20 protein-coding genes, 1 tRNA gene and 1 pseudogene are annotated in these 22,374 nt (G+C 60.3%); 11 read left to right on the top strand and 11 right to left on the bottom strand.

Annotation, left to right across the window (positions count from 1 at the left end; translation table 11 throughout):
• Window positions 1-21 precede the first annotated feature (21 nt).
• Together ACS3QZ_RS01100 and ACS3QZ_RS01095 are read right to left on the bottom strand one after the other, a co-directional pair.
• Window positions 22-621, bottom strand: a complete 600-nt coding sequence (locus ACS3QZ_RS01100; protein WP_456036173.1) for a DUF6151 family protein — start codon at window positions 619-621, stop codon at window positions 22-24.
• 4 nt (window positions 622-625) lie between these two features.
• On the bottom strand, window positions 626-2,056 hold the full coding sequence (locus tag ACS3QZ_RS01095; protein WP_093093231.1) for a Glu/Leu/Phe/Val family dehydrogenase: 1,431 nt from the start codon (window positions 2,054-2,056) through the stop codon (window positions 626-628).
• A gap of 334 nt (window positions 2,057-2,390) precedes the next feature.
• Between ACS3QZ_RS01095 and ACS3QZ_RS01090 the strand changes: the two genes are divergently transcribed.
• The 3 genes from ACS3QZ_RS01090 (at window position 2,391) to ACS3QZ_RS01080 (ending at window position 5,129) form a co-directional block, all read left to right on the top strand.
• A complete protein-coding gene (locus ACS3QZ_RS01090; protein ID WP_456036172.1) occupies window positions 2,391-4,037 on the top strand; it encodes a pilus assembly protein TadG-related protein in 1,647 nt (548 codons plus the stop codon).
• Complete coding sequence (locus ACS3QZ_RS01085; protein ID WP_093093235.1) at window positions 4,034-4,570, top strand: TadE/TadG family type IV pilus assembly protein; 537 nt, start codon at window positions 4,034-4,036, stop codon at window positions 4,568-4,570. The genes ACS3QZ_RS01090 and ACS3QZ_RS01085 overlap by 4 nt, the downstream gene beginning before the upstream one ends.
• Window positions 4,571-4,640: 70 nt before the next feature.
• Complete coding sequence (locus ACS3QZ_RS01080; RefSeq protein ID WP_131814347.1) at window positions 4,641-5,129, top strand: hypothetical protein; 489 nt, start codon at window positions 4,641-4,643, stop codon at window positions 5,127-5,129.
• Here ACS3QZ_RS01080 and ACS3QZ_RS01075 read toward each other — a convergent pair.
• The 3 genes from ACS3QZ_RS01075 to speB form a co-directional block, all read right to left on the bottom strand.
• On the bottom strand, window positions 5,126-5,596 hold the full coding sequence (locus ACS3QZ_RS01075; protein ID WP_456036171.1) for a hypothetical protein: 471 nt from the start codon (window positions 5,594-5,596) through the stop codon (window positions 5,126-5,128). The genes ACS3QZ_RS01080 and ACS3QZ_RS01075 overlap by 4 nt on opposite strands.
• A gap of 106 nt (window positions 5,597-5,702) precedes the next feature.
• Window positions 5,703-6,746, bottom strand: a complete 1,044-nt coding sequence (locus ACS3QZ_RS01070; protein WP_456036170.1) for an aldo/keto reductase — start codon at window positions 6,744-6,746, stop codon at window positions 5,703-5,705.
• Between the two features lie 141 nt (window positions 6,747-6,887).
• Window positions 6,888-7,847 (bottom strand): agmatinase, encoded by a 960-nt coding sequence (gene speB, locus ACS3QZ_RS01065; RefSeq protein ID WP_456036169.1) that lies wholly within the window; start codon window positions 7,845-7,847, stop codon window positions 6,888-6,890.
• 100 nt (window positions 7,848-7,947) lie between these two features.
• Here speB and ACS3QZ_RS01060 point away from each other — a divergent pair, with 100 nt between their 5' ends.
• The 3 genes from ACS3QZ_RS01060 to metG all read left to right on the top strand — a co-directional run bounded on the left by ACS3QZ_RS01060 (window position 7,948) and on the right by metG (window position 11,714).
• Complete coding sequence (locus ACS3QZ_RS01060; RefSeq protein WP_456036168.1) at window positions 7,948-8,568, top strand: ImuA family protein; 621 nt, start codon at window positions 7,948-7,950, stop codon at window positions 8,566-8,568.
• An 83-nt stretch (window positions 8,569-8,651) separates the two neighbouring features.
• On the top strand, window positions 8,652-9,923 hold the full coding sequence (locus ACS3QZ_RS01055; protein WP_456036167.1) for an MFS transporter: 1,272 nt from the start codon (window positions 8,652-8,654) through the stop codon (window positions 9,921-9,923).
• A 78-nt stretch (window positions 9,924-10,001) separates the two neighbouring features.
• A complete protein-coding gene (metG, locus tag ACS3QZ_RS01050; RefSeq protein ID WP_456036166.1) occupies window positions 10,002-11,714 on the top strand; it encodes a methionine--tRNA ligase in 1,713 nt (570 codons plus the stop codon).
• Window positions 11,715-11,760: 46 nt separating this feature from the next.
• Here the strand turns inward: metG and ACS3QZ_RS01045 are convergent.
• The 3 genes from ACS3QZ_RS01045 to ACS3QZ_RS01035 form a co-directional block, all read right to left on the bottom strand.
• Window positions 11,761-11,848 (bottom strand) — tRNA-Leu (locus tag ACS3QZ_RS01045).
• Window positions 11,849-11,924: 76 nt separating this feature from the next.
• Complete coding sequence (locus ACS3QZ_RS01040) at window positions 11,925-12,479, bottom strand: tetratricopeptide repeat protein (RefSeq protein ID WP_456036165.1); 555 nt, start codon at window positions 12,477-12,479, stop codon at window positions 11,925-11,927.
• A gap of 37 nt (window positions 12,480-12,516) precedes the next feature.
• Entirely contained in the window at window positions 12,517-12,990 is a 474-nt protein-coding gene (locus ACS3QZ_RS01035; RefSeq protein ID WP_165610035.1) for an Lrp/AsnC family transcriptional regulator, read from the bottom strand.
• A 105-nt stretch (window positions 12,991-13,095) separates the two neighbouring features.
• On the opposite strand from ACS3QZ_RS01035, the gene putA reads away from it, so the two are divergent.
• The 3 genes from putA to ACS3QZ_RS01020 are packed head-to-tail and all read left to right on the top strand — an operon-like array spanning window position 13,096 to window position 17,670.
• Window positions 13,096-16,524, top strand: coding sequence for a bifunctional proline dehydrogenase/L-glutamate gamma-semialdehyde dehydrogenase PutA (putA, locus tag ACS3QZ_RS01030; RefSeq protein WP_456036164.1), 3,429 nt, complete (start codon window positions 13,096-13,098; stop codon window positions 16,522-16,524).
• Between the two features lie 31 nt (window positions 16,525-16,555).
• Window positions 16,556-17,302, top strand: coding sequence for a rhomboid family intramembrane serine protease (locus ACS3QZ_RS01025; RefSeq protein WP_456036163.1), 747 nt, complete (start codon window positions 16,556-16,558; stop codon window positions 17,300-17,302).
• Entirely contained in the window at window positions 17,302-17,670 is a 369-nt protein-coding gene (locus ACS3QZ_RS01020; protein WP_093093251.1) for a GFA family protein, read from the top strand. The genes ACS3QZ_RS01025 and ACS3QZ_RS01020 overlap by 1 nt, the downstream gene beginning before the upstream one ends.
• Before the next feature lie 78 nt (window positions 17,671-17,748).
• Here the strand turns inward: ACS3QZ_RS01020 and ACS3QZ_RS01015 are convergent.
• Window positions 17,749-18,541, bottom strand: a pseudogene (locus ACS3QZ_RS01015) (inositol monophosphatase family protein).
• A 186-nt stretch (window positions 18,542-18,727) separates the two neighbouring features.
• On the opposite strand from ACS3QZ_RS01015, the gene curA reads away from it, so the two are divergent.
• Window positions 18,728-19,768, top strand: coding sequence for an NADPH-dependent curcumin/dihydrocurcumin reductase (gene curA, locus ACS3QZ_RS01010; RefSeq protein WP_456036162.1), 1,041 nt, complete (start codon window positions 18,728-18,730; stop codon window positions 19,766-19,768).
• A gap of 202 nt (window positions 19,769-19,970) precedes the next feature.
• Here the strand turns inward: curA and ACS3QZ_RS01005 are convergent, their stop codons facing one another.
• A complete protein-coding gene (locus tag ACS3QZ_RS01005; RefSeq protein ID WP_456036161.1) occupies window positions 19,971-21,005 on the bottom strand; it encodes a Hint domain-containing protein in 1,035 nt (344 codons plus the stop codon).
• A 150-nt stretch (window positions 21,006-21,155) separates the two neighbouring features.
• Window positions 21,156-22,052 carry a LysR family transcriptional regulator gene (locus ACS3QZ_RS01000; protein ID WP_456036160.1) on the bottom strand — a complete coding sequence of 299 codons (897 nt, stop codon included), beginning with the start codon at window positions 22,050-22,052 and terminating at the stop codon, window positions 21,156-21,158.
• Between the two features lie 89 nt (window positions 22,053-22,141).
• On the opposite strand from ACS3QZ_RS01000, the gene ACS3QZ_RS00995 reads away from it, so the two are divergent.
• Complete coding sequence (locus ACS3QZ_RS00995) at window positions 22,142-22,354, top strand: hypothetical protein (protein ID WP_093093260.1); 213 nt, start codon at window positions 22,142-22,144, stop codon at window positions 22,352-22,354.
• Window positions 22,355-22,374: the final 20 nt, after the last annotated feature.

Genomic DNA, 22,374 nt, shown 5'->3' with positions numbered 1-22,374 from the left:
ATCCGGATTACAAAAAAACTTTTAGAAACGCGTCGCTGCCCTGCGCTCATCCAAAGTAAGCACACGCGGCGAGACAATGGGCACGCCTCTTTCATCAAAAAGCGGATTGTCCCGCGCTGTTCCGCGCAGCTTCTCCAAAACGAGCCGCCGCATGATTTGCCACCCGGCCTTCAGGAAACCCCGATCCCGGAGCGTGCCGGGACCGGGTTGCGCCCCGGACGTGTTGACCACGGCAATAACCGGGCCAATCGCTTCGGCCGCGCCGTCGGCCCGAAGGGTCGGTGTCAAAACACCAACAAAGGCGAGTTTCCCCCTTGGCAGGGTGTTGAAAAGCGGGGTATTGCAGCACCCCGCATACCAACGCATCAGTCCCTTCGGGGACAGACGCAGACACGAAAGATGCTCTGCGCCGTCTTCGATCGACAAACGAGAAGGTGTCGTGTGATAGATGTCCGAGCCGCCCCTTGGCTTGAGCGTATCATCGGCACCAAGGTGGCGAGCGGCGGCCTGACAATCCTTGCAGTAACACATCAGGTGCGACCCCGATCCCGGTCCGACACCGGTAAGACGCGCCCGAAACAGGCCGCAACTGCAAGTTATGTCGAGGTCGCCTCCCTGCATGAAATTACAGCCCCTTTGCCCTGTAGCTTGCCGCCACCTTCCCAATCGACACGAGGTAGGCGGCGGTGCGCAAATCCTCCACATCGGCTCGGTCATGCCACACCTCTCGCATGGACTGGTAGGCGATGCGCATCGTGTCATCCAGCCCCGACCGCACCAGTTCCAGTTCATCCGCCCCGCGCAGATATTTCTGTTTGAACTCGGGGGACAGGGTGTAGGGAATTGCCGCCGCCTTGCTCAACTTTTCCAGCTCATCCACGACCAGCTGGTGCCGCGCTTCTTCCTGGCGGCGCTGCATGCGGCCAAACCGAATGTGGCTCAGGTTCTTGACCCACTCGAAATATGACACGGTCACACCCCCGGCATTGGCGAACATGTCCGGAATGATAACTGTCCCTTTGGCGCGCAAGACATCATCCGCCCCTGCCGTAATCGGACCGTTGGCGGCCTCGATGATCAGCGGGGCCTTGATGTTCTTGGCATTTGACAGGTTGATAACCCCCTCAAGTGCTGCCGGGATCAGGATATCGCACTCCTCTTCGAGCACCGCGGCCCCCTCGGCGGTGTGGGTCGCATCCGGGTATCCCGCCACACCGCCGTGTTTCACCAGCCATTGATAGACGGCATCCACGTCGAGCCCGGCCGGATTGAACAAGGCTCCGTCACGTTCGATGATACCAATGATCTTGGCCCCGTCTTCGTCGCTCAGGAACTTGGCCGCGTGGTATCCCACGTTACCCAGCCCTTGCACGATCACGCGCTTGCCATCCAGTTTTCCACTCAACCCGGCCTTGGCGACGTCGCGCTCATCCCGGAAGAATTCGCGCAAAGCGAATTGAACACCGCGCCCCGTCGCTTCAACGCGGCCAGAGATGCCACCTGCATTGAGCGGTTTGCCGGTAACACAGGCACGCGCATTGATGTCCGTTGTATTCATCCGGGCGTACTGATCGGCGATCCACGCCATTTCGCGCTCGCCGGTTCCCATGTCCGGAGCAGGCACGTTCTGGCTGGGGTGGATCAGGTCGCGCTTTGCCAGCTCATAGGCAAAACGCCGCGTGATCTGTTCCAACTCATGCTCATCATACTGTCGCGGATCAATGCACAAGCCGCCCTTGGAGCCACCAAACGGCGCTTCGACAAGGGCACATTTGTAGGTCATCAGCGCCGCCAGCGCCTCGACCTCGTCCTGGTTCACGGACGGCGCATAACGAATGCCCCCCTTGACCGGCTCCATGTGTTCGGAATGCACCGAACGATATCCTGTGAATGTTTGAATCTTGCCACGCAACCGCACACCGAACCGCACCGTGTAAGTGGCATTACACACTCTGATCTTTTCTTCGAGGCCGGGCGGCAGGTCCATCAGGGCAACCGCCCGGTTGAACATAAGGTCCACACTTTCGCGAAAACTCGGCTCTTTGACTGCGCCCATAAATCCTCTCCTGACACATTACCGACTGCGACTCGCTGCCGCAGCCCTATTAGATCGGACACTAAGCCCATTACCGCATCATTGACGAGGGAAGATTATTTTTTGGGCAGTTTTTTGAGGTTGGTTTCGACACTCGAAACAAACCCGCACCAGATGCAGTAATTGTCTACAAGTGGCTGTATAGAAAGGTCTTATTTAGAAGGGATTCCCAACCTCAACCGCTCTTTCGCCCAATTTTGGCCCAATTCCTAAAGGACATTGACTGTGGCGCATAGTGCCCCCTTGCGGGCGGCACACCCCAAAAACGCGCCGACGCGAGGTACCGAAGATGCGAATGAGTAAACGCCTTTTTCTGCAGGGCAACTGCGCAACAGAAACCGGGCAGCCGCTGGGCCGGTTGCAGGATCGCACCGCAAACTGGATGCACCGTTTTATCCGGGAGGAAGACGGCGTCATCGTTGGATTCGCAATCGCTCTTTTCCTGATCATGCTGATGGTCGGCGGGATGAGTGTTGACCTGATGAACACAGAGCGACAACGCACCAAATTGCAACACACACTCGATCGCGCCGTTCTTGCCGCTGCCGACCTCGATCAGGAAAGGGAACCGATCGAAGTTGTCGGTGACTATTTCGTCAAGGCTGGTCTCAGCGAGTATCTCAACAGCGTGACCGTCAATGAGGGGATCGGCTTTCGTGAAGTCACGGCCAAGGCCGCCGCATCCGTGGATACTGAATTCATGAAACTCGTCGGCGTCGATACCCTGGCCGCCCCGGCAGGAGGTACGGCGAGGGAAAGTATTGGCAATGTCGAAGTGTCTCTGGTTCTCGACATCTCGGGTTCCATGGGCTGGAACAGCCGCCTCGCCAACCTGAAGGTGGCGGCAAAAGACTTTGTTGAGACAATGCTCACCACCGCCGAGGCCGGGACTGTTTCGATCACGATCGTCCCCTATGCCACGCAAGTGAACGCTGGCGCGCAAATTCTGGATCAGTTGAATGTGTCCAGCGAACACAGTTACTCGCATTGCGTGAACTTTGTGTCGGACCAGTTCAGCAAAGCCTACTTCACACCCAACGAGCCGTTGGAACGCACGGCCCATTTCGACCCGTTCACCACGTCTGAAGATCCAATTCAACTGCCCGTCTGCCCGACGCGTGCAGGTTCGCAAATCCTGCCGTTTTCCAACGACAAGGCAGAGATTGATGCATTCATCGATTCCATGTCGGCCGGCGGCAACACGTCCATCGATCTTGGAGTGAAATGGGGATCTGTGCTTCTGGATCCAAGCACGCGCGACATTATCGACGGCTTGATCACCGCTGGGACCGTTGACGCCAATTGGACCGGTCGCCCCACCGACTACACAAATCCGAATGTTCTCAAGGTTCTTGTCGTAATGTCGGACGGCGAAAACACTGATCAGTACATGCTCAACCCGTCGATGCGCACAAGTCTGTCGGATGTCTGGTACAATGCTGAGGCGGACGTGTATTCCGTGTACCATTCCAATGGAACCTACAACTATTTTTGGCCACACATGAATGGCTGGTACGATCATCCCTATGGCGCCGGGGAAATGTATGTCTGCGACGAGAACTACAACTGTGCAATGCACCCCGAACCGGGAGATGCCGTTCAAGTGACCAACCAGGATTTGCTGGCACGTGCGTCCTTGAAGTGGATTGCCAGCAATCTGTTTTCCTTCAGCAGCAGCGCTTATGCGGACTGGTACACTTCGGCGTTTTCCAAAAAAGAATCCACGGCAAAGGATCAGTATACCAAGAACATCTGCGACATAACCAAGGATCAGGGAACGCTGGTGTTCGCCATTGGGTTCGAAGCACCGCAGCGCGGGCAGCGTGTATTGCAGGACTGCGCAAGCTCGGACAGCCATTACTTCGACGCGGAAGGGCTGGAAATTTCTGACGCCTTTGACGCCATCGCAACATCCATTCGCACGCTGAGGTTGACCCAATGATGTCGCTTGTTGGAAAAATCGCCCGCCGGTTCAAGAAAGACGAAACCGGTCATGTGACCGTCGAATTCGCCGTCATGGTGCCCGTGTTTCTGGTACTTCTGCTTTCCTCGGTTGAGGCCGGTATGCTGAACTTGCGCAATTCGTTTCTGGAGCGCGCGCTGGATGTCGTTGTACGGGATATCCGGCTGGGAACAGGCTACGAGCCCACACATGACGAGATCCGCGACCGGATATGTGAAGAAGCGCATTTCATTCCGAACTGTACCTCGAACCTGATGCTGGAGATGATCCAACTCAATCCGCGGGCCTGGACGGGCGTTCCCCCCGGAGCGACCTGCACGAACCGCGCCGAAGAGGTGCAGCCGGTCACCGAATTCCACGCGGGTGAGAGCAACGAACTCATGATCTTGAGGGCCTGTGCCAAGACCGAGCCGCTCTTCCCCACCACCGGCCTTGGCTACCATCTGGTCAAGGACAGCGCCGGTGACGTGTCAATGATCGCTATCTCCGCCTTCGTTCAGGAGCCCAAGTAACATGATGCCCTTTTCTCATATGAAGTCCTTCCTGGACCGGTTCCGCAGAGACACTTCGGGAACTGTGGCCGTGGAAACCGTTATCCTGGTGCCCATTCTGTTCTGGGCTTTTCTTGCCACGATCATGTTCTTCGACCTGTACAAATCGCGTTCCGCCGCGGACAAGGCCGCCTTTACGATTTCCGACATGCTGTCCCGTGAAACGGTGGCGATCAATCAGACCTATCTCGACAATACGCTCGACTTGTTCAACAATTTGGCGCGTTCAGATGGGCCCACCTCGCTGCGGGTATCGGTGTTCACTTACAGCAAGAAGGGCAACAAGTATCGCCTTGACTGGTCGCACGCCAGCGGCGGAGCGCAAACCCTGTCGAATACCGACCTGCCGACATACGTGCCGAATATTCCCACCCTGCTTTCCGGAGAACGCCTGATTCTCGTCGAGACATTCGGCAGGTACGATTCACCGATCGACATTGGTATCGGAGCCCTTGACATCAATACCTTTGTGTTCACGCGTCCCCGCTTCGCGCCGCTCCTTGCCTGGGAAAGGGTCTAGTCCCTTTCCGCAAGAAGGGCTTCGAGCATCTGCGCCATCACCTTGGATTGCGAACCGGGCGTAACGCCGCCAATGCCGACCCGGCGGCCCGTCGCCCACCAAAGCCCCGGTTGCCACCTGCGCGACCGGGGTTCTTTCAAGCGCAACAGGAACCCGTTCGACGGTTTCATCGCAAAAGTCCCGCGCTCGACGTAGGCAATCTGATCCACCGACGCAATCTCCTCACCAGACGAACTGCGCAGCCCCTTCGAAGTCAGCTGCACCTCGTGTTCCGTTGCTTTGCGGGTCGTTTCGGCCAACCAGAGGGCCGCCACCCCGAATACGATCAGGAAAACCTGCCACCCCAAAGACGGGGGTGTCGACAAGGCCAGGTAAATCAGCAGCCCTCCCAGCACTGCCATGACGCCGATCCCGAACCACCGTCGCGGCGCCGACGCGCGCACTACCGCCAAAACTTCGTCTTGCATTGTATTCTCCCGACCCAACTGCCCCGCCCTATCGCGGCACGCATCGCAAAAGCAAGTCCACTCCTGCTTCTCAATGGTCTCAAATACCCAATTCGTAACATCACGGCTAGTAAGGCATCGGATGAGATTTGTGCGCGTCGTCAATCTCCAACAACACCTCGTCACTCAATCGCAAACCATCAAGCGCCAGAATATGTTCGAGCTGGTCAAGATGCGTTGCCCCAAAAATGGAACTGCTCAGAAAGGGACGATGCAGTGTGAAGGCCAGAGCCATGTGCACCGGATCAATGCCGTAGCGTTGCGCGATGGCAAGATAAGCATCAATTGCATCGAATACACGCGGGGTGATCCGTCCGCCGAGGTTTTCAACCAGGGACTTGCGGGACCCTTCCGGGACGGCGCCATGCTGGTATTTGCCGGTAAGCAGGCCGGCCGCGAGCGGCGAAAACGCCAACAACCCGACGTCTTCGTTGACGCTCATCTCCGCCATATCCGTATCGTACAGGCGGCACAGCAGCGAATATTCGTTCTGCACCGATGCCGCGCGGGGCAAGCTGTTGGCCTCGGCAATACGCACCCATTGCGACGTTCCCCAAGCGCTTTCATTGGACAGACCGAACGCGCGAATACGTCCGCGATCCACTTCGCGCTGCAGAGCCCCAAGCGCATCCTCCATGTGAGACATCGTATCCGCATGATCCTGTTTCGAGGGATCATAGCGCCAGTTTTGACGGAACATGTAGGAGCCACGGTTTGGCCAATGAAACTGGTAGAGATCGATATAGTCCGTCTGAAGCCGTTTCAGCGACCCGTCAATCGCTTCCGGGATGGTCTTCGAGGCAATCGGGGCGCCATTGCGCACGTGTGCCAATCCCTGCCCCGAATGCTTGGTCGCCAAGATAACGTCAGCCCGCCGCCCGGTGCGCGCGAACCAGTTGCCAATGATCACTTCACTGCGCCCTTGCGTTTCCGCGCTGACCGGGTTGACCGGGTACATTTCCGCCGTGTCCACGAAATTGATCCCCGCCGCCAAGGCCATGTCGATCTGGGCGTGTGCCTCGGTCTCGTCGGTCTGAGTTCCGAAGGTCATCGTGCCAAGGCAGAGTTCGGACACGGTCATCCCGGTGCGGCCAAGAGGATTCATTTTCATGGCAGGTCATCCTGATATCTGTGCGTTTCCGACAGCCTAGGGGTTGGGTCGCCAAGTGCAAGCGGGTTGGGGGCGTTGCCCCCGCCGCCCCTGCGGGGCGACTCCCCCAGGATATTTCTGGCAAAAGGAAAAGCGAACGGATCAGGTCTGGGCACGGGCGTGGAAGATGAACCCCAGGAAGTTGAGAAGCACCTGTGCCGCGAGGATCGAGGTGGAACCGGTCGGATCGTAATCCGGGGCCACTTCGACGAGGTCGATCCCGACCACCTCGTGCCGTTGCGCCAGCTGTTGCAGCATCTCGAGTACGTCATAGTAGAGAAACCCGCCATGGCTCGGCGTGCCGGTTCCCGGAGCGATTGACGGGCAGAACGCGTCGATGTCGATGGTCACATAAACCCGCACACCCTCGGGGATGTGTGCAATGACGCCTTTGGGACCAAGGGCGCGGGCCTGCCGGACACTGAGGATGTCGCTGCCCATGTTGCGGGCATCTTCGTACCCCTCGCGGGCGGTGGAACTGACATTGCGGATTCCGACCTGCGTCAATCCGGTGACATAGTCCTTCTCTGCAGCCCGCCGCATCGGGTTGCCGTGGCCGTGGCGTACACCGTGACGTTCATCCACGAAATCGAGATGTGCGTCGATTTGCAGGATGTGGATGTCACCCTGCCCGTCAAACGCGTTGATGCAGGGAATGTTGACGGAGTGGTCCCCGCCAATCACAACGGGCAGTGCTCCGGCCTGAAGAATGGCACGGACCCCCTCTTCGATATTCGCGTGGCTTCTTTCGGTATCCGTGTGCACGATGTCCGCATCGCCGATATCCACCATCCGCACGGAGGCCGGAAGGTAGGTGGCATCGTCCTCGTGGTCATAGGCGCCGGCATGACCAAAGCTGAACAGGGTTGAGGCTTCGCGCACGGCGCGGGGACCGAAGCGGGCGCCGCTGCGCCATTGAGTGCCGAAATCGAATGGCGCTCCCATGATCGCGACATCGGCATCCAGCGTGGCCCAGTCCTCGACATACGGACGCTTGCCAAAAGTCGATATTCCCACAAATGGCAGGTTGAGCCTGCCGCCTTCATAACCGTGCGTTCCCATGATGCGCTCCTTTGTTTCGGGGTCGACGGTGGCGGAATTTCCGCGTTGGGTAAAGCCCTGCCGAATTGAGAACAAAGTGGGAACTTGCTATTCTGAAGCCATGGCGACTCATCTGCTCAAACGCGCGCCCGAACGCTCCCGCCCCATTCTCAGCCCCGCGCCGGGGGTGGCATTGGCGTTGGCACGGCTGCATGAAGCCTGTGGTCCGGCGCGCTACAGCTTTGCGTTATGGATGGCATCACAACGCCCCGGGCCAGTGTTCTGGATCGCCCCGGAATGGGGCGCTTCGCCGCTTAATGCGGATGGCATGGCGCGGTTCGTGCAGCCCGGGCGGGTGACTTTCATCACCCCCCGCCGCCCCGAAGATGTGCTGTGGTGCATGGAAGAAACGTTGCGTGCCGGACAGGTGCCGCTGGTGGTGGCCGACCTGCCCGGCCTGCCCGCCCTGACCCCGGTGCGGCGTCTGCACCTGGCTGCCGAAACCGGGGCGCGCGAGAGCGGGCAGGCTCCGCTCGGGCTGATCCTGACACCCGGTGAGGGCGGCGCGCAGGGGATCGAAAGCCGCTGGCATATGGCGCCCGCCCATACTGCGGGCGCCGAGGGCTGGCGGCTGACCCGTCTGCGGGCGCGCACTTCCCCGCGCCAGTCCTGGCATCTCAGTGGTTTACCGGACAAACCGCGGCTGAGCCCAACCGAACTGCACGAGAGCCTGAGTGCCTGAGCAACAGGGCGTGGACCAAAAACGACGCCCGAACGTCGAATAACCGCTTGCCACGCCGCGCCCGCCCGCGATGCTAGGGACTTATGCGCATGATGATTTCCTTTTCCGCCCTGTTCCTCTCCGTGATCTTTCTCCAATTGAGCACGGGCGGGGTGGGACCGCTTGATGCCCTTTCGGGCATCGCACTGGGCTTCACCACTTCACAGATTGGTCTCTTGGGGTCTGCGCATTTCCTTGGCTTTTTCATTGGCTGCTGGTGGGCCCCCCGCCTGATCGGCAGTGTGGGACATTCCCGCGCCTTTGCTGCCTTCACCGCAGCAGGCGCGATTGGCCTGATGGCGCATTTCATCATCATTGATCCCACGGCATGGGCCATCATGCGCGTTGCCTCGGGGTTGTGCGTCGCCGGGTGCTACACCGTGGTGGAGGCATGGCTGCAATCCAAGGTCACAAACGAGACCCGTGGTCGGGCGATGGGGACCTATCGCGTCGTGGATATGGGAGCTTCCCTCGCCGCACAGCTGGTAATCAGTGTTCTGGAACCCGCCATGTACCTATCCTACAACATCCTGGCGATCCTGTGCTGCGCCGCGATCCTGCCGCTCACCCTGACCAAATCGGAACAGCCGGAAACTCCGCATGCGCCCCGCTTGCGCCCGATGCTGGCGGTGACCCGCTCGCCTCTGGCGGCGGCTGGGGTGGTGGTGGCCGCGCTGAGCTCGGCCAGTTTCCGCATGGTCGGTCCGGTCTATGGCAAGGAGGTTGGATTGCAGACGGACCAGATCGCCTGGTTCCTTGCGGCCTTTGTTCTGGGCGGCGCATTGGCGCAGTATCCCGTGGGGTGGCTCGCGGACAAGTATGATCGCCGCTGGGTGCTGATCTGGTTGTCGGCGGCGGCGGTATTGTCTTGTTTTGCAACGATTTCCATAGGCGGCGGCAGCACCGCACTGGTCATGGGCAACGCCGTGATCTTCGGCCTGACCGCATTCCCGATCTATTCCGTGGCCGCCGCGCACGCCAACGACTTTGCCACGTCTGAAGAGCGCATCGAGCTGTCGGCGGCGCTGATGTTTTTTTACGCGATTGGCGCGATTGCGGCGCCGCTCTTTGCCTCAGGGCTGATTCAACGCTTTGGCCCTGCGGCCCTCTTCGTGATGATCGCCGCCGGACACGCCGTCCTGATCGTGTTCGGCCTGAGCCGGATGCGTGCCCGTCCCACGGTCGGACACCGCACACGTTATGTCTATGCGCCACGCACCTCTTTCATCATCGGACGATTGATGCGGCGGCAGCGGGAAGAACCGACGCGGGTTGAGGAAGAACACAACCGCGACGATGGCAAACCCTCCGGCTGAGCGAGCGACGCTCGACCCTCTGGCACTGCGCGCCGCTTTGGTCTAGATGGAGCGCAACAACACATCGAGGGAAAAGACATGGCGCGCCACCTGATCACTTCGGCCATTCCGTATATCAATGGCATCAAGCATTTGGGCAACCTCGTCGGCAGCCAGCTGCCGGCCGATCTTTTTGCCCGCTATCAGCGTGCGCGCGGCAACGAAGTGCTGTTCCTGTGTGCCACCGATGAACACGGCACCCCGGCGGAACTGGCTGCGGCCAAAGCAGGTCAGCCGGTCGCGGAATACTGTGCCGAGATGCACGCGATCCAGTCAAAAATCGCCGAGGGTTTCCGGCTGAGCTTTGATCATTTCGGGCGCTCCTCCAGCCCTGAAAACCACAAGCTGACCCAGCACTTTGCCGGGCGTCTGGCCGATCAGGGTCTGATCCGAGAAGTGTCGGAAACCCAGATGTATTCGCATGCCGACGGGCGCTTCCTTCCCGACCGGTACATCGAGGGCACCTGCCCCAATTGCGGTTTTGAATCCGCGCGCGGCGACCAGTGTGACAACTGCACGAAACAGCTTGATCCCACCGACCTGATCAATCCCTATTCAACGATCTCCGGGTCAACCGATCTGGAAGAGCGCGAAACCAAGCATCTATACCTGCGCCAGTCGGAGATGCGGGAAAAGCTGCAAACGTGGATCGACAGCAAAACCGATTGGCCCGTTCTTACCACGTCCATTGCCAACAAATGGTTAAACGACGGTGACGGGCTGCAGGATCGCGGCATCACCCGTGATCTGGACTGGGGCATCCCGGTCAAACGCGGCGACGAAGACTGGCCCGGCATGGAGGGCAAGGTCTTTTATGTCTGGTTCGATGCACCTATCGAATACATCGCCTGTTCGCAGGAGTGGGTCGACGCGGGCAAAGGCAGTGATTGGGAAAGCTGGTGGCGCACTGACAAGGGCGCCGAAGACGTGACCTATACCCAGTTCATGGGCAAGGATAACGTACCGTTCCATACCCTTTCGTTCCCTGCGACGATCCTTGGCTCGGACGAGCCATGGAAGCTGGTCGATTACATCAAGTCGTTCAACTACCTGAACTATGACGGCGGCCAATTCTCGACCTCGCGCGGGCGTGGCGTGTTCATGGATCAGGCACTGGAAATCCTGCCCGCCGACTACTGGCGCTGGTGGCTCCTGTCGAACGTGCCGGAAACGTCGGACAGCGAGTTCACCTGGGACAACTTCCAGGCGGGCGTAAACAAGGACCTCGCGGATGTTCTCGGCAACTTCGTCAGCCGCGTGACCAAGTTCTGCCGCTCGAAATTCGGCGAGGAAGTCCCGGCTGGCGGAACTTTGGGCGAAACCGAAACGGCCCTGATCGAGGAACTCACCACCCGCATCCGCGCCTATGAAGGCCACATGGCCGCCATGGAGGTGCGCAAATCGGCACAGGAGCTCCGCGCGATCTGGGTGGCGGGCAATGAATATCTGCAAACCGCCGCGCCGTGGTCGACCTTCAAGGAAGACCCGGAGCAGGCCGCAGCGCAGATACGCCTCGCGTTGAACCTGATCCGGCTTTATGCCGTGCTGTCATCGCCGTTCATTCCAGATGCAAGCGAGACCCTGATGGGCGCAATGCAAAGCGACGATTGGACGTGGCCGGATGACGTCCCGGCGGCGCTTGAAACCCTCGCCCCCGGTCACGCCTTTACCGTACCTGATGTGACCTTCCGCAAGATCAGCGATGACGAGCGCGAGGAGTGGCAGGAGCGGTTTGCCGGCAAGCGGGATTGAGGAAAATTCAGGGGCTTCGGCCCTTGTTTTTTCAGGACGTGTAGCATGGTACCCGCGGCCGGACTCGAACCGGCACGGCCCCTTCGGGCCTAGAGATTTTAAGTCTCCTGTGTCTACCATTCCACCACGCGGGCACTCACAACCGACCGATCCCGAAAAATCGGTTGCGCGACAATAGCGGTAATAAGACGGGTGTAAAGCGGCGAAACCCTACAAATCCTGACCGGATTTGTGTCGGTTTTCCGGAGCCCGCAAAAGCACCCGTTCAGGGAGCCACGGGTTCAGTTCAAGTGCCTCTGCCAAGGCGTCTTGCGCCTCGGCATCACGGCCCAATCCGATCAGTGAAAGCGCCCGCCCAGAGAGGGCCCCAATGTGGCGCGGCGACAGTTCCAGTGCACGGTCCAGATCCGGCAGCGCCGCCTCAAAATCCTGCCGCAGGAAATTGACAAAGGCGCGTTGGTTGTAGCCTTCGGCATAGTCCGGGCAGTAGGTCACGAGCGTGTCGAAATCCTCCTGCGCTCCGAGCAAATCCCACGCGGCACGTTTTCGCATGCCCCGGTCGAGAATTTCCTGGGCCGTGTCGTCCGGCGCATCGGCCCAATAGGCCCACATGTCATTGAGGTGTTGCTGCGCCGCGCCTTCGTTCGGAGCGGCCTGCACTTTTTCGATCAGCGCATTCAGCGCCTGTGAATGATCCGGACCGTCCGGACAGGCAAGGGCAAAACCCGGCAGGCACATGAATATCGACATTACCACGCGTTTCATGGCACAAGCCTGCCATGCGACGCGCAAAAGCACCAAGTCACATCTCTGCGAGGCCGGTATCCTTCACGGCTTCCATCGCTACGTAGGTCGAGGTGCTCGCCACATGCGGCAAGGCCGAGATCGCCTCGCCCAAAATGGCGCGATAGGCGGCCATGTTGGAGGTGCGGACTTTCAGAAGATAGTCGAAATGGCTGGCAATCATGTGTGCCTGTTCGATCTCGGGCACCTTGGCCACTGCGGCGTTGAAGGCGCGCAGAGCGGCTTCGCGGGTGTCGGTCAGCTTGACCTCGACAAAGGCGACATGGTCCAGCCCCAATCGCACCGGATCGAGCAGCGCCCGGTAGCCGGTGATCACGCCTTCTTTTTCAAGACGTCGCAATCGCGCCTGTGTCGGGCTTTTGGACAACCCAATCGCCTGCGCAAGATCCGTGATTGAAATGCGCCCGTCCGAAGCCAGGATTTCCAGAATCGCCCGGTCGAACCGGTCCAGCGCCACCTTGTCGTTTTGCACTATCTACTCCCATCATTTCAGACGAAATGCCCTGTCATTCAGCTCTCTTCGGGCAATCTGCCTGAGTTCATCTCCGTATACTAGGGAAAACCAATGGAGTGTGCCATGCCCCAACCCACGCAAGCCCGCCGCCGGATTGACACTGATACCTACCACGATGAAGCCGCTCTCTTGCAACAACTGGTTGCCGAGGCCGGGCTGAGCCCAGAGGATCGCGCGCGCATTGCTGATCAGGCCACGGACCTGGTGCGTGCCATTCGCGAGGCGACTAATCCGGGGCTGATGGAGGTTTTCCTTGCCGAATATGGCCTGTCGACCGACGAAGGCATCGCATTGATGTGTCTGGCCGAGGCTTTGTTGCGGGTGCCCGACGCGGAGACCATTGATGCGCTGATCGAAGACAAGATCGCTCCGTCCGACTGGGGACGTCATCTTGGGGCGTCAACTTCCTCGTTGGTCAATGCCTCGACCTGGGCGCTGATGTTGACGGGCAAGGTATTGGAGGATCGCGAACCCGGATTGATCGGCACCCTGCGCGGGGCGGTCAAACGTCTGGGCGAACCGGTCATCCGCACGGCCGTTGGGCGGGCAATGAAGGAGATGGGGCGGCAGTTCGTATTGGGCGAAAGCATCACCTCGGCCATGGAACGCGCGGCCAACATGGAGAAAAAGGGCTACACCTATTCCTATGACATGCTCGGCGAAGCGGCCAAGACCGACGCTGACGCGATGCGGTATCACCTTGCCTATAGCCGCGCGATCACAGCGATTGCGGCGGCCTGCACCCACGAGGACATCCGCCAGAACCCCGGCATCTCGGTCAAGTTGTCGGCCTTGCACCCTCGTTACGAGGTCGCCCAGCGCGCACGGGTGATGGACGAGCTGGTGCCGCGTCTGCGCTCGCTGGCGTTGTTGGCGAAATCGGCCGGCATGGGGCTCAATATTGACGCGGAAGAGGCCGACCGTCTGTCGATTTCAATGGATGTGATCGAAGCGGTCCTTGGCGAACCCGCACTGGCGGGCTGGGACGGGTTCGGGATCGTGGTTCAGGCCTATGGTAAACGCGCGGGCGCCACACTGGATTATCTTTACGAACTGGCAGTGCGGCTGGACCGGCGCATCATGGTGCGACTGGTCAAGGGCGCCTATTGGGATACCGAGATCAAGCGCGCCCAGGTGATGGGGATCGATGGATTCCCGGTGTTTACCCAAAAAGTGGCCACCGATGTCAGCTATATCGCCAACGCCCGCAAGCTTTTGCGCATGACAGACCGCGTCTATCCGCAGTTTGCCACCCATAACGCGCATACGGTAGCGGCCATTCTGGACATGGCCGACGACAATTCTTCGTTTGAGTTCCAACGCCTGCACGGCATGGGCGAAGCATTGCATGATATCGTTCTGAAGGCGCAGGACACACGCTGCCGGATCTATGCACCGGTTGGAGCACACCGCGACCTCTTGGCATATCTTGTGCGGCGGTTGCTTGAAAACGGCGCCAACAGCTCCTTCGTGAACCAGATCGTCGATGAGGACGTGCCCGCGGAGGACGTCGCCCGCGATCCTTTTGAACAGCTTGACGACCCCGCCCCGACAATCGCGCGCGGACCTGCGCTTTTTGAACCCGAGCGTGTGAACTCAACCGGGTTCGATCTGACCGACACACCGACGCTGGAAACGCTGGAAAACGCTCGCGCGCCGTACCGGAGTGCTGTATGGCATGCTACCCCTCTCATTGCGGGAGATGCCAAGCCAGAAGCCGCTGACGCGGTCGACAATCCCTATCTGCCATCAGACTCGCCGGGCAGTGTTGCCACGGCAAGTGCGGCGGATATCGAGACCGCTTTGGCCGCGGCGACGCCCTGGAATGAAAGCCCGCAAGCACGCGGAGAGATCCTGAACCGCGCTGCGGACCTGTATGAGGTGCATTTTGGAGAACTTTTCGCCCTGCTTGCGCGCGAGGCGGGCAAGACGCCGCTCGACGCAGTGGCGGAGTTGCGCGAGGCGGTCGATTTCCTGCGCTACTACGGCGCCAATGCTCCCGAAACCCCACCCGCGGGCGTGTTCACTTGCATCAGCCCGTGGAACTTTCCGCTGGCCATCTTCTCGGGACAGGTGGCCGCCGCGCTGGCTGCCGGAAATGCTGTACTCGCCAAGCCTGCGGATCAGACCCCGCTCATCGCCTATCGCGCGGTCGAGCTGTTGCATGAAGCGGGTGTTGCGCGCACGGCGCTGCAGTTCCTGCCCGGTGCTGGCGCTACGGTAGGTGCCGCGCTGACCTCCGATCCGCGCGTGAACGGTGTTGCCTTCACCGGCTCGACAGCGACCGCGCAACGCATCCGCGCCACCATGGCCGACCATCTTGCCCCCGGCGCGCCGCTTATTGCCGAGACCGGCGGACTGAACGCGATGATCGTCGATTCGACCGCCTTGCCTGAACAGGCCGTTACCGCGATCATCGAAAGCGCGTTCCAATCCGCCGGCCAGCGCTGCTCGGCCCTGCGTTGCTTGTACGTGCAAGAAGACATTGCCGACGGGCTTTTGACCATGCTCAAGGGTGCCATGAAAGAGTTAACGCTTGGTGATCCCTGGGCGCTTTCCACCGATAGCGGCCCGGTGATCGACGACACCGCGCGCCAGGGCATCGCCGATCACATCGCACGGGCGCAGGTTGAGGGGCGGGTTTTATTCCAGCTTCCGACGCCACAAACCGGCACGTTCATTGCCCCGACCCTGATCAAGGTTGGCGGGATTGCCGATCTTGAACGCGAGATTTTTGGTCCTGTCCTGCATGTCGCCACTTTCAAATCCGATGAGCTGGATCAGGTGATCGAGGCGATCAATGCCACGGGTTATGGGCTGACTTTCGGGTTGCAGACCCGGATCGACGATCGGGTACAGCATGTGTCTGACCGCATGCATGCGGGCAACATCTATGTGAACCGGAACCAGATCGGTGCCATCGTGGGGAGCCAGCCCTTTGGCGGTGAAGGGCTTTCCGGGACCGGTCCCAAGGCGGGTGGCCCGTTCTACCTGAGCCGTTTCGCCAGCGTGGAGCGGCGCAGGGTGAACGATGGTTGGGACGGGCCAATGCCAACGGACGTGCTGGTGCAAAAGATCGCGCTGGCCGATCCCGGCGCCCCCGAAACGACCACCACACTGCCCGGACCAACCGGAGAGTCGAACCGGCTGTCCACCTTTGCCCGCCCCCCGGTGTTGTGCCTTGGACCGGGACGCGAGGCGGCCGAGGCACAGGCCAGCGCCGTGCGCGCGCTTGGCGGACGCGCCGTCGCCGCCACGGGACCGGTGCAGCCGGGCACGCTTGAAACGCTGGCCGGCATCTCTTCGGTGATTTGGTGGGGAGAGGCGGATATGGCGCGGATCTATGATCGGGCGCTGGCACGGCGTGATGGCCCGATCGTGCCGCTGGTCACCGGCATGCCGGACGTAGCGCGGGTGCGTGGCGAACGGCATGTTTGCGTTGATACAACGGCGGCAGGCGGGAACGCCGCGCTTCTGGGCGGGGCGGCTTGACGCCCCACCCGTTTGGCCTCAGGGTCAGCGCATGTTTCCAATTCGTGACCACAACCCGTCAGGGCGGACGCCCTATGTCGTCTACGCCCTAATGATCCTCAATATCGCGATCTTCCTGAGCTATTGGCACCTGATGGGGGATGACCTGAAGCTGGCGATGTTCTTCCAGAAATGGGCGCTGATCCCCGGTGAAGTGACGCATGGCTATAGCCTGCATACGCTGATCACCTCGATGTTCCTGCATGGCGGTTTCATGCATCTTGCGGGCAACATGCTGTTCCTGTGGATCTTTGGCGACAACTTGGAAGACGAGATGGGCCATGTCGGTTTCCTCGTCTTCTACCTGCTGTCGGGGCTGGCCGCGAGCGCCGGACAGATCGTCGCCGCCCCCTTTAGCAACATTCCCATGGTCGGTGCGTCGGGCGCAATTGCAGGGGTGATGGGCGGATACCTGTTGATGTTCCCAAAGGCGCGCGTCGACATCCTTTTCATCATCATCATCTTTTTCAAGATTTTCACGGTTCCGGCCTGGCTCATGCTGGGCCTCTGGTTCACCTTCCAGATCTTTGGCGGCGCGGCGGCTGACATGGCGGGCGGCGGCGTGGCTTATTGGGCGCATGCAGGTGGGTTCGTGGCCGGAGCGATTCTTGCGCTGCCACTGTGGCTGCGCCGGGGCGGACCGCGTTTCTGGGCGGTCAACGAGGGCAAGCCGCCGCATCCCGAAGCCAAGTACCGGCTCTCGCAAAGTTCCATTCCAATCGTCCGGAGACGCCGCTGATGAGCCATAAACTGACTTGCCATTGTGGCGCCGTGGAACTGCGGGTGACGCTGAGCGATGGGCTGGAAACTGCGCGTCGCTGTGATTGCTCCTTCTGTCGCCGTCGGGGGGCGGCAGCCGTGTCTGCGCCGCTGGATGGGATCGAGATTCTGAAAGGGGCGGAGAACCTGACGCTTTATCAGTTCAACACCGGAACCGCGAAACACTATTTTTGCAAGACCTGCGGGATTTACACCCACCACCAGCGCCGCTCGAATCCGAATGAATACGGGGTCAACCTCGGCGCGCTGGAAGGGATCAATCCGCGTGATCTCGGCGACATACCGTGGGTGGATGGCGTGAACCATCCCAGCGATCAGACCGACTGATCCAATCTTTCTTTTTCCAGAAATACCCCGGGGGCGTCACAAGCCCGGCTTGTGACGGGGGCAGCGCCCCCTGCCTGCTCAACCGTTGCGGATGACCTTGGCGAATTGCGAAAAGATCGGCTCGTTGGAACAGACCACTTCGCCGTCTTCCAGAATATCCCCTTCGGGGTCAATCGGTTCGACGAACCCGCCTGCTTCCTTGACGATGATCATGCCTGCGGCAAGGTCCCACGCGTTCAGCGAGCGTTCCCAGAACCCCTCGTAACGTCCGGCGGCCACATAGGCCATGTCGAGCGCAGCCGCACCCCAGCGGCGCACACCTGCGGTGGCGGGCAAAAGCCGCGCGAGGTCCTGAAGGGTTGCAGGCAGGTCGGCGCGGCCCCCAAAGGGCAGGCCCGTGGCAAAGACCGAACTCGATCATGCGCGAGCGGCCCGAAACCCGGAGGCGCTGGCTGTCGTTGAGCCACGCGCCCTCACCCTTTTCGGCATAGAACATCTCGTCCTTGGCCGCGTCAAAGATCACGCCCGCAACCACTTTGCCCTTGTGCTCGAGTGCGATGGAGATCGCCCAGTGCGGCAGGCCGTGCAGGAAGTTGGTGGTGCCATCCAGCGGGTCCACGATCCAGCGGCGTGTCGGGTCCTTGCCCTCGATCTCACCGCCTTCTTCGGCCAGCCAGCCATAGGTCGGGCGCGCGCCAAGAAGCTCTTCCTTGAGGATTTCCTCGGCCCGCAGATCTGCCTTGCTGACGAAGTCACCTGCGCCCTTCATCGACACCTGAAGGTTCTCGACCTCGCGGAAGTCCTTAACCAGCGACCGGCCTGCTTTGCGGGCGGCCTTCATCATGATGTTGAGATTTGCGCTGCCTGGCATGGCTGGGGCTCCTTTTGGCTCAGAGCGCGCGTATACGCCGCAATTCCCCTTTTGCCAAGGGCCTTAGCCCGCTTGCCGTGTGCGTCCGGAACGCCACGTCACATGCCCGCGCGTCAAGCATGCCCGGGCTTGCCAAGTGCCGCCGGGAAACCCACCCTTGCTTGCAGCAGATAAAGGAGAGACGCCATGACAGACCAGATGCAGCGCATTGTGCTGGCCAGCCGCCCGAACGGCGAGCCAAAAGACGAGAATTTCCGACTGGAATCCGTGGACCTGCCAACTCCGGCGGAGGGTGAAATACTTATCCGCAATCACTATTTTTCACTGGATCCCTACATGCGCGGACGCATGGACGATGCCAAATCCTATGCCGCACCCGTGCCGATTGACGGGATGATGGAAGCGGGCTCGGTGGGCGAAGTGATTGTTTCCAACCACCCGTCGTTCCAGCCCGGCGAGTTCGTGTTTGCCATGACCGGCTGGGCCACGCACGGCATCGCCAAGGGTGCGGAGACCCGCAAGCTTGACCCTACGCTGGCCCCGATCACTACCGCGCTTGGGGTGCTGGGCATGCCGGGCTTTACCGGCTGGTATGGTCTGACCGAGTTGGGCAAGCCCAAGGAAGGTGAGACGCTGGTCGTCGCCGCCGCAACCGGCCCGGTCGGCTCGATGGTGGGCCAGGTGGCCAAGATGCGCGGGCTGAACGTGGTCGGCATCGCCGGTGGTGCGGACAAATGTCAAATGGCGACAGAGGTTTATGGGTTTGACGCCTGTGTCGACCACCGCGCTTATGACAGCGCCAAGGAGTTGCGCGCCGCACTCAAGGAACACTGCCCCAACGGGGTGGACATCTATTTTGAGAATGTCGGCGGCAAGGTGCTGGATGCGGTGCTGCCAATGATGAACCCGTTCGGACGCATTCCCCTTTGCGGCATGATCGCATGGTACAATGCAGGCGCGCTTGGCGGCGATGCCTCGATGGAAGCACTCACCGGGCCGCGCTTGTGGCGCACGATCCTTGTGAATTTCCTGTCGGTCAACGGTTTCATCATCTCGAACCACTTTGATCGCTACCCCGATTTCCTTCGGGAAGTGGGCCCGGCTCTGGCCACCGGCCAGATCAAGTTCGTCGAGGATGTTGCAGAAGGGTTGGAGAACGCCCCGGCCGCGTTCCGCTCCATGCTCAAGGGCGGCAACAAGGGCAAACAGATCGTCAAGGTGATCTGATTAACGAGACCTTGCTGCGGCGCGCCGGAGAATTTCCGGCACGCCGCGTGCGAATCGGCTGATCGACCTTGGTTAACAGGCAAAACCGGCTTCGGTTTTGCATCGGTATCACGTCGGTATTGCGTCGGTATGCGTACCCAAAATCGTGCGATGAACGTATCGGGCCACGCGGTGTTCCGGCGTTAACCTTTTTCTGTTCGCTTCAATGCAACAGAAGCTGCGCCTCCCGCCCTCGCAGGCTGGTGCGGGCGTCCTGGCCATAGGCGGTCAGGCCGATCTCCTGCAACTCGGGGAACAGCGTATAGATCTCGTCGCGACAAGCTTCGCCCATTGCCGTCAGGCCCTGTTCACCGGGCATGAAGCTTTCGCTGGGGATACCCTCGGCATAGACGATTTCATGGCGGTCGAACATGATGTGCACATAGGTCACCTCCCCACCTTCGATCTGGCGCACCGATCTGTCGTTCACGAGGCTCATGGCCGGGACCAGAACTTCGCGTTCGCCGAAATGCATCTGAACGCGCCAGCCTGCGACCAGCATCCTGTGCAGGGGGGAGACACGCAATGGCCGATCATTCCCAAGCGCGCCGGGTTCGAAATGGATCGGAGCAAGTTTGCCCTGCGCGGGCACGGTGCGCTGACCGGTCCAGCGCAGCGGCTGGAACCCGTTGTCCATGGTCAGGATCATGTCGCCCGGCAGAAGCTCTTCCACCGGGCGTTCGCCCTGCTGGGTGATGATCATGGTACCGGCGGTGAAACAGACGGCATAATCCCATTCCTGGCGACTGGACGTCAGCCCGCTCCAGGTATTGCCGATCAAGCTGTCCAGTGTCAGCGAGCGAATTGGCGCGGCTTCGAGCGCGGCCTGATCCGCATTGGCAGAGAATTCCGGCGCAAGGTAGGCGTTGCCATCGGTATCCTGAAAGATCACCGCAGAAATCGTGGCAGTGGTGCCGTCGACATAGGTGATCGTGGCCGAATAGACCGACGTGCCGTCAAAGGTCTGGGGGGCGCCACCGTCGACCGTGAACTGGTCGGCGGGACTGTTGTCCATATCGTAGAAAGTGCCGGGATCGCCGCTGGCGGAGATTTCGACAAAATCATTGACGAGCGCGTCGCCAGCCGACCCGAATGTCAGGCCAACCAGCGCGCTGGCGTTCTCGGCGGTGTTGTTGCCTTCGGATGTGTCCATATCGGCAAGCGCGCCCAAGGAAATGGCATTGAAGGTTGTTGGCATATGTTTTCAAGGACCCGAAAGTCCTCCCCCGAATGTGCTTTTGTGCAGACAAGGGAAACATGGCGGCCAAGCGTGGCCTGCGTCAGGGGGAGAATGGCGAAAGAATCGTCACGGCACTGCAAGTTTCATTCAAAAAACATGAAGTCGCGTCTAACGAAAGATCGCCGCATAGCGTGGCGCAAAGAAGCGGACAAATGTCTTGACCTCGGGGCGGCGCCAGGCGTCGGGCGCCACGAGAATATCGTGAGATGCGGTCAGTTCTTCCGGCGGATCGAAACAGCGGATCAGGGTCCCGGCCTCTTCCTCGGGGGCGACCAGCCGTACATTCATGAGCCCCAGCCCCTGCCCCGCGCGCACGGCGGTATCCTTCACCGCGACTTCGGAATAGGAGCGGGAGGCACGGTTGCCCGGAAGGTGGCGACAAATCCAATCATGCAACACCGGGGCGGTATCTTCGCGCTTCCATGACAGCACGGTATGGCCCGCCATCTCTTCGGGGCTGCGCGGCAGTCCGTATTTTTCTGCATAGGCCGGGGCGCCGTAGAGCGTGAATTGTGGATTGCTGACATGCCGACAGATCAGCGATGGGTCATGTTCCGACCAAGTTACACGCAGCGCAATATCCGCCTCGTTGGCCGTAAGATCGAGCAGGTTCAGAACGGCGAGGAATTCGAACTGAACGTCCGGGTACAGTCCTGAAAACTCGCTCAGAATCCGGGCCGCTGCCCCTTCGAGATTGGCAACGAAACCGGTTACTCGGATGGGGCGCGGACCCGCGATTGCCTGCGCCTGGTCGGAAAAGGCGGCTATCGTGTTGGCGACGGCCTCGGTTGCAGGCAGCAGGGACTGCCCCTCGGGCGTCAGCCGAAACCCGCGCGTGTCCCTTTCAAACAGCGTCAGGCCCAAGGCGTGTTCAAGCGCATCAATGCGCCTGGCCACCGTTGGTTGCGCCATGCCTAGATCACGCGACGCAGCAAGGGTCGACCCCGCGCGAGCCACGGAAAGGAAGACGCGCAGATCGGACCAGTTGCGAAAACGGTTATTCATTTTTGTAGAACAGCACAACTCTGCAGCGGATACCAAGCGAAATCGGCGCGGCGTAGCCTGATCAAGAGAGTTCCAAAGGAGAGTTCACCATGTTTGAGGTCACTGCCCCCCGCCCGTTTTTCCGCTTCGGCATCCTGTCTTTTTTTGAGCGTCGCCGCACGGGACGCCGCAATCCCGACAGTCCCGAGGACAATCGCGCACGTCGGGCTTTCATCCGTGAAATGATGGCCCGCAACCCGGATGCGTTTTCCAGCGATCTGGATGTGCAGGCGATGATGGGAGCATATCCGGGGCAATACTGATCGGGTGTTGTTGCTGCCCT

This window comes from Shimia sp. W99 (assembly GCF_053851455.3).
This window is presented reverse-complemented; position numbering and strand designations above follow the sequence as displayed.

Bases quoted from the DNA above. Each gene is read 5' to 3' on its own strand.
- ACS3QZ_RS01085 (WP_093093235.1), top strand. From the start codon at position 4,034: ATGATGTCGCTTGTTGGAAAAATCGCCCGCCGGTTCAAGAAAGACGAA.
- ACS3QZ_RS01095 (WP_093093231.1), bottom strand. From the start codon at position 2,056: ATGGGCGCAGTCAAAGAGCCGAGTTTTCGCGAAAGTGTGGACCTTATG.
- ACS3QZ_RS01060 (WP_456036168.1), top strand. From the start codon at position 7,948: ATGGCGACTCATCTGCTCAAACGCGCGCCCGAACGCTCCCGCCCCATT.
- ACS3QZ_RS01020 (WP_093093251.1), top strand. From the start codon at position 17,302: ATGAGCCATAAACTGACTTGCCATTGTGGCGCCGTGGAACTGCGGGTG.
- ACS3QZ_RS01005 (WP_456036161.1), bottom strand. From the start codon at position 21,005: ATGCCAACAACCTTCAATGCCATTTCCTTGGGCGCGCTTGCCGATATG.
- ACS3QZ_RS01075 (WP_456036171.1), bottom strand. From the start codon at position 5,596: ATGCAAGACGAAGTTTTGGCGGTAGTGCGCGCGTCGGCGCCGCGACGG.
- ACS3QZ_RS01100 (WP_456036173.1), bottom strand. From the start codon at position 621: ATGCAGGGAGGCGACCTCGACATAACTTGCAGTTGCGGCCTGTTTCGG.
- ACS3QZ_RS01090 (WP_456036172.1), top strand. From the start codon at position 2,391: ATGAGTAAACGCCTTTTTCTGCAGGGCAACTGCGCAACAGAAACCGGG.
- ACS3QZ_RS01070 (WP_456036170.1), bottom strand. From the start codon at position 6,746: ATGAAAATGAATCCTCTTGGCCGCACCGGGATGACCGTGTCCGAACTC.
- ACS3QZ_RS01040 (WP_456036165.1), bottom strand. From the start codon at position 12,479: ATGAAACGCGTGGTAATGTCGATATTCATGTGCCTGCCGGGTTTTGCC.
- metG (WP_456036166.1), top strand. From the start codon at position 10,002: ATGGCGCGCCACCTGATCACTTCGGCCATTCCGTATATCAATGGCATC.
- speB (WP_456036169.1), bottom strand. From the start codon at position 7,847: ATGGGAACGCACGGTTATGAAGGCGGCAGGCTCAACCTGCCATTTGTG.
- putA (WP_456036164.1), top strand. From the start codon at position 13,096: ATGCCCCAACCCACGCAAGCCCGCCGCCGGATTGACACTGATACCTAC.
- ACS3QZ_RS01055 (WP_456036167.1), top strand. From the start codon at position 8,652: ATGCGCATGATGATTTCCTTTTCCGCCCTGTTCCTCTCCGTGATCTTT.
- ACS3QZ_RS00995 (WP_093093260.1), top strand. From the start codon at position 22,142: ATGTTTGAGGTCACTGCCCCCCGCCCGTTTTTCCGCTTCGGCATCCTG.
- ACS3QZ_RS01025 (WP_456036163.1), top strand. From the start codon at position 16,556: ATGTTTCCAATTCGTGACCACAACCCGTCAGGGCGGACGCCCTATGTC.
- ACS3QZ_RS01000 (WP_456036160.1), bottom strand. From the start codon at position 22,052: ATGAATAACCGTTTTCGCAACTGGTCCGATCTGCGCGTCTTCCTTTCC.
- curA (WP_456036162.1), top strand. From the start codon at position 18,728: ATGACAGACCAGATGCAGCGCATTGTGCTGGCCAGCCGCCCGAACGGC.